This window comes from Thermoanaerobacterium calidifontis, from assembly GCF_055381745.1.
Map to the genome: position 1 here is coordinate 527592 of NZ_AP042436.1, position 13347 is coordinate 540938.

The following is a 13347-nucleotide window of genomic DNA, read 5'->3' on the forward strand; positions in this document are numbered from 1 at the left end:
TATATATGGCTTTGTCTTTTTTTAAGATTAATTTTGGTAGCTGAAAGGGATGGTAAAATGTACGATGTCATAATAATTGGCGGCGGTGTAGTAGGTTCATCAATTGCCAGAGAATTATCTAAATACGACATTAAAGTTCTGCTTATAGAAAAAGAAGATGATGTTGCGTCAGGTGGTGCATCAAAAGCCAATAGTGCCATACTTCATGCTGGATACGACCCAGTGCCTGGCACATTGAAAGCCAAGCTAAATGTAAGAGGAAACGAAATGTTTGATGAGCTTTGCAAAGATTTGGATGTTCCAATGAAAAGAGTTGGTTCACTTGTTGCCGCATTTTCACAAGATGAAGTAGATAGCCTTTATAAATTGTATGATAGAGGGCTAAAGAATGGCGTCAAGAATATGTCTATTATATCTTCAGATATGGTTAAGGAAATTGAACCAAACATAAACGACACAATTGTTGCTGCTTTATATGCAAAGACAGCAGGCATTATATGTCCTTACGGTTTTGTAATAGCTTTGGCTGAAAACGCTGCACAAAACGGCGTCGAATTTGTATTTAATCAAGAAGTCGTATCTATAGATAGAGAAGACGATGTTTTTAGGGTAAAAACGCAAGACAGTGAGTATTTTAGCAAATACGTAGTAAATGCGGCGGGGCTTTATGCAGATGTGATAAACAACATGGTAAGCGATAAACATTTCTCGATTCATCCAAGAAAAGGCGAATATTTGATTTTAGATAAAGAAGAAGGTTATTTGGCAAATACAGTTATATTTCAGGTTCCTACAAAGATGGGGAAAGGAATACTGGTGTCGCCAACTGTTGATGGAAATTTGCTTATAGGGCCTACATCTGAGGATATAATCAATAAGGAATTTCGAAAGACTACTTACAAAGGATTGGAGAAGGCCATAAAAGGTGCCAAAAAAAGCGTTGAAAAATTTAACGAAAGGAAGACGATAACACAATTTACTGGCGTAAGAGCTGTGCCAGATGTGGATGGGGAAGATTTTATTATAGGCGAATCAGATGTTAAAGGGTTTATAAATGTAGCAGGCATTGAATCACCTGGTTTCACATCATCACCAGCAATTGCGGAGATGGTAAGAGAAATTCTTAAAGATGCAGGACTTAAAATGGCTGAAAAAGATAATTTTAATCCCAAGAGAAAGCCTGTCATACGCTTTAATGAATTGACAGATGAAGAAAGAAATGAACTGATAAAGAGAGAGCCTGCTTATGGAAAGATCATTTGCAGATGTGAAACAGTTACTGAAGGTGAAATAATCGATGTCATAAGAAGACCTGTTGGAGCAAAAAGCATTGATGGTGTAAAGAGGCGTGTTAGAGCTGGCATGGGCAGATGTCAAGGTGGATTTTGCAGTCCCAGAGTGTTAGAGATTCTGTCAAGAGAGCTTAATGTAGATCCCCTTAGTGTCACAAAGTTTGGCGGCAATTCAAATATTTTAACAGCCAAAGCGAAAGAATACGTCGCAAATTTGTACAAAGAACTATTAAAAAGCGAGGTGTAGATGATGATGGAATACGATATAGTAATAATTGGTGCAGGTCCTGCAGGACTTGGAGCAGCAGTTGAAGCATATGAAAAAGGTGTAAAAGACATTTTGATAATTGAAAGAGACAGCTATCCAGGAGGAATACTTCAGCAGTGTATACACAATGGATTTGGACTTATCGAATTCAAAGAAGAATTATCTGGTCCGGAATACGCAGAAAGATTTATAGAAAAGGTAAATAAATATGGGATAAAGATTATGCTTAATACGATGGTATTAAACATATCAAGCGATAAAGTAGTTAAAGCAGTAAATCAAGAAAATGGCGTCATGGAGATTAAAGCTAAGGCGATAATACTTGCGATGGGCTGTAGAGAAAGGCCAAGAGGGGCAATCAGCATACCTGGCACAAGACCCGCAGGGATATTTACGGCTGGGACGGCACAAAGGTATGTAAATATGGAAGGATACATGCCTGGCAGAGAAATTGTAATATTGGGTTCTGGCGATATCGGACTTATAATGGCCAGAAGGTTTACACTTGAAGGTGCTACAGTAAAAGCCGTTGTTGAACTTATGCCTTATTCCAGTGGACTTACCAGAAACATTGTTCAGTGTTTAGATGATTTTGGCATACCGCTTCTTTTAAGTCATACTGTGATAGAAATACGCGGCAAAGAAAGAGTTGAAGGCGTGACGATAGCACAGGTAGATGAAAACAAGAGGCCAATATTAAACACTGCTAAATACTTAAGTTGTGATACTTTAATATTGTCTGTAGGTTTGATTCCTGAGAATGAACTGTCAAAAAGCGCAGGCATAATATTAGATCCCGTTACTGGGGGACCGCTTGTAAATGAAAGCATGGAGACGAATGTGGAAGGGATATTTGCCTGTGGCAATGTGTTGCAAGTGCACGATCTTGTGGACAATGTTACAAAAGAAGCAAGGCTGGCGGCTGATTCTGCAGTAAAGTACATTAATAATATGTTAATAAAAGAAGGCCGATATATCGTCGCGAAAGCTGGTTCAGGCATTAGATATGTGGTGCCGCAAATAGTAAATTATGAGAATATAGATGCAAAAGTTAAATTTCACATGAGGCCTACTGATGTGTATAAAAACGCTTATATCGCTGTGAAATCAGGTGGCAGAGATATAGTCAGGAAAAAAATGCAGAGGCTAACACCAGGAGAGATGATATTAATAGATGTGCCAAAAGAGAAATTTTTAAGAGATGATCTATCTCCAGCAGATGAAATCACATTCGAAGTAGAGGTGGTGTAAAATGATAAAAAAGGAGTTAACATGTATTGTCTGTCCCAATGGTTGTCGCTTGGTTGTGGAAATAGAAGGAAAGGAAATTGTAAATATCACAGGATATGAGTGCAAAAGGGGATTAAAGTATGCTGAAGATGAGATAGTTGCACCCAAAAGGACTCTGACTACAATAGTAAAGGCTGAAATGGGTCATCTTCCAGTAGTTTCTGTCAGGACTAAAGAGCCAATTCCAAAAGAGCTTATCGGCAAAGCCGTATTGGAGCTATCTAAAATAACTTTAAAGCCACCGATTAATGTAGGAGATGTCGTTGTCAAAAACATCTTAAATACTGGTGTAGATGTTATTGCAACGAGAAATCTTTACAGCAAATAATTGTTTTTGGTTTATCAATTATGACACATTTTAATGAGGAAGGAATGCAAAGTATGGAGAAAATTTGTGAGAGAATAAAGTCTCCAATTAATATACACTCGCAAATATCTGCAATGATAGTCAGGAGAGTAAATGACGTATGCAAAAAGGACAATGTCAAAGTTATGCTTAAAAAAGCTGAAAGCGCAAGGCTTGTGCCTGCCAATAGCATGCTTTCCATGATAACTTTTTTTGCATCAGAAGGCGATGATATCGATATAATCGTAGAAGGAGATAACTGCATTTCTTCAATGGAAGAGATTAAAAAGATTTTTTTAGTGGATTTAAAAAAGGTAAATGACGAGAGTGGAACATATGAGCTTTTAAAGAATACGTCTATTGCGTACGAAGAAATATTTAACTCCATTGCAGTTGGCATAATTGCTACGGACGATAATGGAATCATAACTATATTTAATAAGGCGTCTGAAAAAATAACAGGCTTTAGCCTTGATAAAGCAATTGGCAAAAATATAAGTGAGGTTATGACAGATATAGATGTAAGTCAAGTCTTAAAATATGGAAGTGAGTTTTTAAACAAAAAATACGTCATAGGTGAAAAGACGCTTTTTTTAAACATGACTCCTATTTATGCTGGAGGCAACATTACTGGATCATTGGTGGTATTTCAAGATTTTCCGCAAATCGAGTACCTTGAAGGAGAACTTAAAAGAAGCAGAAAACTTGATAAAGCCTTTGACATAATAGTAGGTAACAGTGGAAAATTGAAAGATGCATTGACGGTGGCATCTAAAGCGGCAGAAACGGATTCTAACGTCATAATACGTGGTGAAAGCGGGACAGGAAAAGAATTAGTTGCTAATGCGATACATTATTCAAGCAAAAGACACGATAAACCTTTTATAAGGGTAAATTGCGCTGCTATACCAAGCACACTTTTAGAAAGTGAGCTTTTTGGTCACGAAAAAGGAGCGTTTACTGGCGCAATAATGCAGAAAATAGGGAAGTTTGAACTTGCTGACGGAGGGACGATCTTCCTGGATGAAATAGGAGATATTCCAATTGAAATTCAAGCAAAACTTTTAAGGGTTCTTCAAGATAAAGAGTTTGAACGAGTTGGCGGGATAAGGACTATAAAAGTAGACGTAAGGATAATTGCGGCAACAAACAAAAATCTTGAAGAAGCCATGAAAAATGGCACATTTAGGGAAGACCTCTATTACCGGTTAAATGTTATACCTGTATTTTTGCCAGCCTTAAGGGATAGAAAAGAAGACATTCCCGTTTTGGTAGAGCATTTTATAAGAAAGATGAACAAAAAACTTGGAAGAAATGTTCAGTTTATTACAAATACAGCCATAAAAGCCTTGATAAAGTACGATTGGCCGGGAAATATAAGAGAGCTGGAAAATCTCATTGAAAGATGTATTACATTAAGCGATAAAGAGTACATTGACTTCGATGATCTTCCATCGTATATAAAAAATGTGAAAGACAGCAAAGACGATGAGGTAATATATTTAGGCGACAATTACGATATTGAAAAGATGGAAAATTATGAGTATAAAATAATCAAAGCCGCATTATCCAGGTATAAAAGTTTTAACAAAGCTGGAAAAGCTTTAGGATTGACACATAAAACTGTAGCTGCAAAGGCAAGGAAATTTCATTTGGTTGAAAATTAATATCAAAATGTATTTATGATTGATACTTTTTACCAAGAAAAACAAAAAATCTTTTCAGTTAAGTGGTCATATGCTGATATTTTCATCTGCATATGACCTTTTTTATTGGCATAGAATTTGCAATAGATATAAAAAAATAAAAAAAATATGGGGGTTAATATCATGAAAAAGCTCATTAACAATCCTGAAGAAGTTGTAAAGGAAATGGTGTCAGGACTTCTTTACGCATATCCAACTTACTTGAGAAAGCTTGATAATGTAGATGTAGTAGTAAGGAAGTCATCTCCTGTTGAAGGGAAAGTCGGGCTTGTAAGCGGTGGTGGCAGTGGACATGAGCCTGCACATGCAGGGTATGTGGGGAAAGGTATGTTGGATGCGGCTTGTTTAGGTGCTGTTTTTACGTCGCCAACGCCTGATCAAATCTATGAAGCTATAAAAGCTGTAGATGGAGGAAAAGGTGTTTTGCTCATAATCAAAAACTATACAGGCGATGTAATGAATTTTGAGATGGCAAAAGAGATGGCTGAGATGGATGGCATAAAGGTTTCAGAAGTGATTGTAAATGATGATGTGGCTGTTGAAAACAGCACATATACGCAGGGAAGGAGAGGTATTGCTGGCACTGTTTTCGTTCATAAAATAGCGGGAGCTAAAGCTGAAAAAGGGGCTGAACTTGAAGAAGTCAAAGAAGTTGCGGAAAAGGTCATAAAGAATTTAAGGTCTATGGGAATGGCATTTACACCATGCATTGTGCCTGCAGCAGGAAAGCCAAGCTTTACGCTTGATGAAGATGAAATTGAGATAGGAATTGGAATACACGGTGAACCTGGCACACATAGGGAGAATATAAAGAATGCGAAAGAGATAGTTGCAGAACTTATGGACAAAATTGTTTCTGATTTGCCGTTTAACGACGGTGATGAAGTAGCATTGATGGTAAATGGCCTTGGTGCTACACCTATTTCAGAGCTTTTCATAGCAAACAAAGAAGTGAATGAATACCTTATGGGAAAAAATATCAACATTTATAAGACTTTCGTTGGTGAATACATGACATCCCTTGAGATGAGCGGATTTTCAATAACACTTTTAAAACTTGATGATGAGCTTAAAGCGCTTTTAGATGCATCAGCCGATACACCTGCATTTAAGCAATTATAGGATATAAGCTGAAAGGGATGATGATATTGTTGTTGACAAAAAGTGATGTAGTAAACATTTTAGATGACATAGTAAAGATAGTAGAGGACAATAGACAATACCTTACGGAATTGGATGCTGCAATAGGAGATGCTGATCACGGCATAAACCTTGATAGAGGGTTTAAAGCGGTGCGAGATAAGATGCCACAATTTTCAGACAAAGACATAGGCGCAATACTTAAAAATGTTGGCATGGTCTTAGTTTCTACTGTAGGTGGAGCATCTGGACCGCTTTATGGAACATTCTTTATGAGAATGGGCAATGTAGTATCAGGTAAAAACACATTAGATGAAAATGATATTGTCGCGATGTTTGAGGCTGGCCTTTCTGGAATAAAAGAAAGAGGAAAAGCGCAAGCTGGAGACAAGACTATGATCGACGCGATGGAACCTGCCTTGAATGAGTTAAAGAGTACATTAAGTGAAGGACGCGGTTTAAAAGAAGCTATAGAAGCGGCGGCAAATGATGCATACAATGGTGTTCTAATGACTAAAGACATTGCTGCCAAAAAAGGCAGAGCAAGTTATCTTGGCGAAAGAAGCATTGGACACCAGGATCCTGGAGCGACATCGGCTTATTTAATGATAAAAACTGTTGCTGATTATGTAGATAAGTTGCAACAATGAGGAAAGGATTGGATCTAATGGTAGGTATAGTTATTGTGTCTCATTCAAAGAAGGTGGCGGATGGCTTGTACGAATTGGCTGACCAGATGACAGGAGGAAAAATTAGAATAGGTAGATCTGGAGGCACCAAAGATGGGCGATTAGGCACAAATGTAGACGAAATCGTAGAAGAAATAAAAAAGTGCGAAAGCGGTGACGGCGTTTTAATTTTAGTTGATTTAGGAAGTTCTGTCATGAGTGCTCAAATGGCGTTAGAATTTCTTGACGAAGAATACGCGGGAAAAGTTGAGATAGCAGATGCGCCTCTTGTTGAAGGAACGATTGCGGCAAGCGTAGAAGCTTCAATAGGCAGTGACATATTAAAAGTTAAAGAAGTGGCAGAAGCAGCTAAGAATCTTGTTAAGATTTAATTGCCTGGATGAAACCAGGCTTTATTTTTTTGTAGAAATTTTTATAAAAAAATATTAAAATATATAATATACAGAGGGGGTGAAGCCAATTTACGATCATATAGTTTCTGAATACGATACCAAGCTTAAAGCATACGTAGAAGAAAGGAGGTATATGGATGCGTATAAATACATTTTCAAACAAAAGAATCTTGTCAGCGATCTCGATAGAAGTATTTACTTATACTTAATTTTATGGCAAGTTAAAGTTGAAATTTATCTCGGTATTATTGAAGATGCGAAAGAGCACTTTTTGAACATTTTTGATAATATTATTTTATCTAAGAATAACATACCATTATTTATTGAATGTGTGCTACTGCTTGACATGTTTGAATTGTCGTTAAAAAAAGATGGCATATATGAGCAATTGATAAACTATGATGAAGAAAATAATTGGATAAATTTATATATTTTTATATTAAGTTTTAAAAATAAAAGCAGGAATTATTCAATTGAGGACGAACTACTATATATGGCAGAAAAAAATACTGACAGATTTTTTCGGTCGTTAATACATACTGTATTGGCAGAGGCATATAAAGATGATGATGATGCGAGATGGCGCATTGAATTGAGGAAGGCTTATGAGCTTAATCACGACAATTTGAGAATGATTAGGCTTATGATACAATGGGGCGTCAAAGGAGATGATGAGCTTAGAAAGGTTAAATATTTTAGGTATTTTCCTGAAAATAAATTTATTTTAAAGAAGTATTACCAGCTTTACAGCGAAGTAGATGGTAAAGGTCGTGATTTTAATCTGTTTAAATTTAATTTATTAGAAGGTGGTGGTACAGGTGGCAGTAGTTACTTAATAACGTACGATGGTGTCAATGTATTATTAGATTGTGGCATTAACTTTAAAGATGATAACGTATATTATGATAATTTAAAAAAAATTGGCGTTGATATTAAAGATATTGATTTGCTTGTTATTACCCATTGTCATCTTGATCATTGTGGAGGAATTGTAAACCTTATAAAAAGCGGATTAAGCTGCCCTGTAATTATGTCTTATGAGACAAAGTATATATTGAACGGATTTTTTTCTAAAAACAGCAATATGCAGGATTTGAACCTAAATGATGCTGATTATAAGTTGCTGAATAAAATAAACAGCATGACATTGACCGATTGCCTTTTTGACGAATCTGTGAAAGGCAGAAAAGTCTTAGTGAAACTTATGCCGTCTGGGCATATATTGGGAGCTTGCGGGGCTTATGTAGAAATCGACGGTTTTTCGGTGTTTTATACAGGTGATTTTACTGTAAAAGATGTTGAGACAAATAGTGGTCTTACGATTCCAGATGGAATGCACGCTGATGTGCTGATTACTGAAGCTACGTTTGGATATACGTCAAGCTTTAGCGTATACGATAAGGCAATTCAAGATAAGTTGATTCTGGAAGTGATAAGGGAATTAGCCAATCATGGCGTTGGCTTTATACCTGCATTTGCTGTAGGAAAAGCTCAGGATCTATTGATTCTTATGAAGAAAAACTTTGAATACATGCCGTACAATGTGTATGTAGATGGAGCATTGTCACATATAACCATGCTATATGAAAAATTAATGGGCCCCATTTACGGAAATGGCGTGTTAAATGCAAACGACATAAAATTGTATGATAGCAAAAGGGAATTCATACGAAAAGAAATTTCTCTTGGAAATTGTCTGGTAATGACCAGCTCGGACAATCTAACCGAAGGCAGCACTTCTTTTGTGTACGGACGGGAGTTGATGTCATTTGACAATGCGATTTTGCTTAACATAAGCAACAACATAAAGAAACCTATATCTATGTTGCAGGAGAATATTCCTATTATAAATCATGGGATACTGCAGGATATTTTAGAAGTATTTTTGAAATTGACGCCTAAAAAGGTTTATATTGTTCACAGAGGAGCAAAGACAAATAGTACATTTAATATTGAGGAGATTTTGAATTTGTTTGATGATGTAGACGTTGTGGCTCCTTAGTGTGTCTAAATTTATTTTACCATGAGGGAGTAAAGGAGGAAAAATGAAACCATATATTGGCATTGACCTTGGGACTACTAATACAGTTGTAGCGTGTGCTGATTATATAGAAGATGGCAATGTGAAGATTGATATTTTAGATATAGAGCAAATTTCCGATAAGAACGGCAGTATAACAACAAAAAAAACGTTGCCATCCTGCATTTATGTGGATGATAATGGGAATGAATTTATAGGCCAATTGGCTAAGAATATGAAAAACATTGAATATGATCGCGTAATCTACAATAGCAAGAATTACATTGGTAATAGGAATCATGTTTGGCAAATTGACAGCAAAAAATACACTCCAGAAGATGTGGCGGAAAAAATTTTGTCTGTTGCTAAGGCAAGCGTTGAAAGATTTTATGGTGAAAGAGTAGACGGTGCTGTCATAACAGTTCCGGCGTCTTTTAATCATGATCAAATTGAGTCTACTAAAAATGCAGCTAAATCGGCAGGATTTTTAGAGGATCGGCTTATCTTTATATCAGAGCCTACAGCGGCATTATTGGATCTAATTTATGAAGAAAAATTAAGCGATAAACGATACGCTATCCACGATTTTAGCAAGCCAAAAAAAGTTTTGGTATTTGATTTAGGTGGAGGTACTTGTGACGTATCCATAATGAATGTGGAAATAAATGGTGATGATTATAAAGTTGAAGAATTGGCAATATCTCCACACACACAGCTTGGAGGCGTTGACTTTGATGTATGTGGTGTTTTGTATTTATTGCACAAGTATTCTATTTTAAACGATATCGACCATAAGCGAATGCCGCATCATGTTGATGTAAAGCGATATATATTTAGCGTATTGTCGCTGGAGATTGAGAAAGCCAGAATCATGTTTTCAACTATAGGCAGTGGTTTAACAGGTGAAGAATACGGCGATGTAGTGTATAAGAATAGTTTGAAAAATTTCTATAGTGGGCAGTCATTTGAATTTGAAATAAGTAAAAAAGAATATGATGAGTGTATAAAGCCTTTACTTACAAAAGGAGGCAATTTAGGATTCAATATAATAGATCCCATAATTGATACTCTCAATAAAGCTAATTTAGGCAAAGAAGATATTGACGAAGTCTTCTTAGTTGGAGGCATGACGGCTTACAGCACTGTTAGGGAAACGATAGAGAACTTTTTTGGCAAAAAAACTATAAGCTACTTAGATCCTATGTATTCGGTAGCAAAAGGTGCTGCATTGTATAATTATTACAACGAAAACAAAAAGAAAATTGAAAAAGGGAAAATCATCATATATCCCGTGGTAGCAGAGAATATTTACCTTGATGTGAAAAATAATTTGCCAGTTCTATTAGTAGGACAAGGAACGAAAGCACCTTATGAAAAAGTGTATGAAGGCATTGTGAAAGTAGACAATGCTACAGGAATAAAGCTTGACATTTTATCAGGGAAAAGCATTTACGATCCAAAGATGAAAAGGCTTAAATCAGTTCAATTGACGTTTACTGACATTATAAAGCCAGGTACGCCTATTTCTATAAAAGTGACTTTTGACAAAAACAGGATATTGCATTTAGAAGCATGGGTTACTGGAAATTTTAAGCAGAGAATAGATGTCACATTTGATAAAGAGGTGTTGTATGATGGCTGTTAATTGGAGAGCTTTGCTTCAAGAAAACAGAGATTTGTTTTTTAATATACACAATGAAGAAATCAAAGAAGGCAAAGGATATTTAGGAGCTGCTACAAATGCTGAAAAAGTGGAATCAGTTAAAGAACAGGTTTTTGAATACTATATATCTGATGTAAATGCACGGCTTATCTATGAAAAAACGCTTAAATTAGGTGCAACAAGCGAAAAAGGAGTGAATTTAATAGAAGTTGAAATCATAGATTTATTTAAAAGCATATTAGAGGAAGGGCAGAACCCTATCGAAATGTTTTTATACTGCACTAAAGCACTGAATTTAAATGATAGGAATATTTACCAATCTATATTGAGGATCTTAGTATCTGTGTGCAATTTAAGCAAGGCAGGGAGAGATGCTCTTATAAGCGTATTAAAGAGTTGGTCATGGGATATTCAGATGAAAATAGCAATAGAAGTCATAAGAACTATTAAGGAGAAGTCTGCTTTTGATACGCTTTTGCTTTTGTTTGACAATGAAAGTTTAAAAATCGAAGCTGCGGAATGTCTTTTGGACATTGGTGATGAAAGATGTGTAAGGCCTATTTTAAACATGGTGAATAAATTCAATGGGTTCAGTGTGAATGAAAGAAATGTGGCATTTAGACTCATAGATAGACTTTCGCGATTTGGAGAAGATGCACTGTCTGAAATTTTGAAGTGCTACATGAACAACGAGAATAAAAGCCTCAACACAGTCTATTCAAATGTTATATCTCGTTCAAAGGAGATGGCGATAGAAAGCTTGTCGAAGATGCTTTACAATGATGAGTACAATCAAAAAGCCGCTATAACATTAGGAAAGATGAGGATTGAAAGTGCAACAGATAGGCTTATTGAGGCATTGGAATCTCCTTTGATAGAAGATAAAATAAATATCATCATAGGTTTAGGATATACAAAGGACAAAAAGGCTGTAAAATATTTAATGAACATGTTGGAGAATGAGAATTTCAAAAGTGATGTTAAGGCTTGTATCATAACGTCATTGGCAAATTTGGAAGCTTTTGAGGCAAAGGACATAATCAAAAAGTATATGAATGACAAGGAGCTTAGAATAAATACTATGTCTGCATTAGTGCAGTTAGGAGAGTTAAAATACTTGGGAGGATTATTTGAGTATTTAATATCTTCAAGTAATTCTTACAACGATATATCATGCGCAATCAAAGAGCTTAAAAGGCTTAAGGGTTTTAAAGACAGCAAGATAAGCAAGGAAATAACCAATGGCGTCAGATACTTAATAAGAAATAATGACGGCTTTGCATGCCTAAATGCATTAAGGATTTTAGACACCAACATTGATGATAGCATGGCTGAAGAGTTGATTTTAAAGCTCAAGACAACAAAGAAAGAGGAGATTCAATACACAATTTACAAAATTTTAGGCAAGAACACAGGTTTATTAAGTAATATCATAAATGAGAGGATTTTTATTGATGCGTCATTTAACGATAGCACCAGAATCAGATATCTTGCACAAAAGATTATTGAGAGGAATTACAAAGGAAAAGATAAACTTATAAAAGCATGAAGGGAAGATGTGCCTTGTTAGACAAAAATGGAATAGATATTGCCAAATGTTTAGATATATTTTTGTATTCTTTACCATACAACGTATTGATAAAACCCTTTAATAAGGACAAAAATCTCCAGAAGAAGCTTGCTGGATTTAGACTAAACGAAAAATCCAGCCCTCCATCAAAAATCGTTCCTATACTAAGGCAAGAAATATTAAAAGGAAATTTTAACTATGATGAGTTGATAGATGCATGGAAGGTTCTAAAAAAAGATCTTTATGAGAAGATAAGCCAGATGGATGTCGACGAAATAGGAGAAAACATCGTTGAGTTATGCCGCAATTATGGACGTGAAAATGTCGTTTCTGCACTTCTTATTGACAATAGGTGGGAACTTGGTGATATAATTAATAAAGCCATGGAGCTAAATGTGGATGTGGCTGATGAAAAATTGGTAGAAGACGATGATAGAATAGTGAATCAAAAAGATAGCGTAGACTTACTCAAAAAGGTCAAAAAACTTGAAAGAGAAGTAGAAAAATTGCAGGACAAATTGATAAAAGAAGAAAAAAAGAATATAATTGAGGTGGACAATTTAAAAAAGGCGTTGGAAAATAAGGACAAGGAAATAGCATCTTTAAACAAAAGATTGGAGGATTTAAGACAGGAAAAAAGGCATTTGGAAATGACTCTGGAGCATATAGGTGTAGAATTCGATAAACACGTAGTAAAACTCATTAATGAAAGCATGGCTAAGGAGAAAAAAAGTGAAAATTTAAAGGTTTCTTTAAATAAAATATTGATGGATTTACAACAAGACAATCAGGAAATAAAGAAAAACTTCTCTGAAATCAAGGAATTGATATTTAACATTGAGAAGAAGATTGCATCTAACTATGGAGGAACCGCTCACTTGCAATCGGCAGTAAGTTTAGAAGACGATGATTACTCTTTGTTGGACGATCTATCAAAAATGCTTAAAAATTCATAATTGCGAGGTGTAACA

At 35.6% G+C, this 13347-nt stretch carries 11 protein-coding genes; all 11 read left to right on the top strand.

Annotated features, from left to right (window positions below; all coding sequences use genetic code 11):
- Positions 1-57 precede the first annotated feature (57 nt).
- Entirely contained in the window at positions 58-1539 is a 1482-nt protein-coding gene (locus tag ACZ42G_RS02800; protein ID WP_274894138.1) for an NAD(P)/FAD-dependent oxidoreductase, read from the top strand.
- Positions 1540-1542: 3 nt separating this feature from the next.
- On the top strand, positions 1543-2811 hold the full coding sequence (locus ACZ42G_RS02805) for an NAD(P)/FAD-dependent oxidoreductase (protein WP_464851281.1): 1269 nt from the start codon (positions 1543-1545) through the stop codon (positions 2809-2811).
- A 1-nt stretch (position 2812) separates the two neighbouring features.
- Positions 2813-3178 carry a DUF1667 domain-containing protein gene (locus tag ACZ42G_RS02810; protein ID WP_085112336.1) on the top strand — a complete coding sequence of 122 codons (366 nt, stop codon included), beginning with the start codon at positions 2813-2815 and terminating at the stop codon, positions 3176-3178.
- A 53-nt stretch (positions 3179-3231) separates the two neighbouring features.
- Positions 3232-4863 (top strand): sigma 54-interacting transcriptional regulator, encoded by a 1632-nt coding sequence (locus ACZ42G_RS02815; protein WP_085112379.1) that lies wholly within the window; start codon positions 3232-3234, stop codon positions 4861-4863.
- 162 nt (positions 4864-5025) lie between these two features.
- Positions 5026-6024, top strand: coding sequence for a dihydroxyacetone kinase subunit DhaK (dhaK, locus tag ACZ42G_RS02820; protein ID WP_464851282.1), 999 nt, complete (start codon positions 5026-5028; stop codon positions 6022-6024).
- A 26-nt stretch (positions 6025-6050) separates the two neighbouring features.
- Positions 6051-6692 carry a dihydroxyacetone kinase subunit DhaL gene (gene dhaL, locus ACZ42G_RS02825; protein ID WP_464852090.1) on the top strand — a complete coding sequence of 214 codons (642 nt, stop codon included), beginning with the start codon at positions 6051-6053 and terminating at the stop codon, positions 6690-6692.
- Between the two features lie 17 nt (positions 6693-6709).
- Positions 6710-7102: a dihydroxyacetone kinase phosphoryl donor subunit DhaM gene (gene dhaM / locus ACZ42G_RS02830; protein ID WP_085112333.1), complete on the top strand. Its 393-nt coding sequence runs from the start codon at positions 6710-6712 to the stop codon at positions 7100-7102.
- Positions 7103-7181: 79 nt separating this feature from the next.
- Positions 7182-9125 (top strand): MBL fold metallo-hydrolase, encoded by a 1944-nt coding sequence (locus ACZ42G_RS02835; protein ID WP_085112332.1) that lies wholly within the window; start codon positions 7182-7184, stop codon positions 9123-9125.
- A 43-nt stretch (positions 9126-9168) separates the two neighbouring features.
- A complete protein-coding gene (locus ACZ42G_RS02840) occupies positions 9169-10788 on the top strand; it encodes an Hsp70 family protein (protein WP_464851283.1) in 1620 nt (539 codons plus the stop codon).
- Complete coding sequence (locus ACZ42G_RS02845) at positions 10775-12355, top strand: HEAT repeat domain-containing protein (RefSeq protein WP_464851285.1); 1581 nt, start codon at positions 10775-10777, stop codon at positions 12353-12355. The genes ACZ42G_RS02840 and ACZ42G_RS02845 overlap by 14 nt, the downstream gene beginning before the upstream one ends.
- Entirely contained in the window at positions 12352-13332 is a 981-nt protein-coding gene (locus tag ACZ42G_RS02850) for a zinc ribbon domain-containing protein (RefSeq protein ID WP_464851287.1), read from the top strand. Before ACZ42G_RS02845 ends, ACZ42G_RS02850 begins: the two co-directional genes overlap by 4 nt.
- Positions 13333-13347 lie beyond the last annotated feature (15 nt).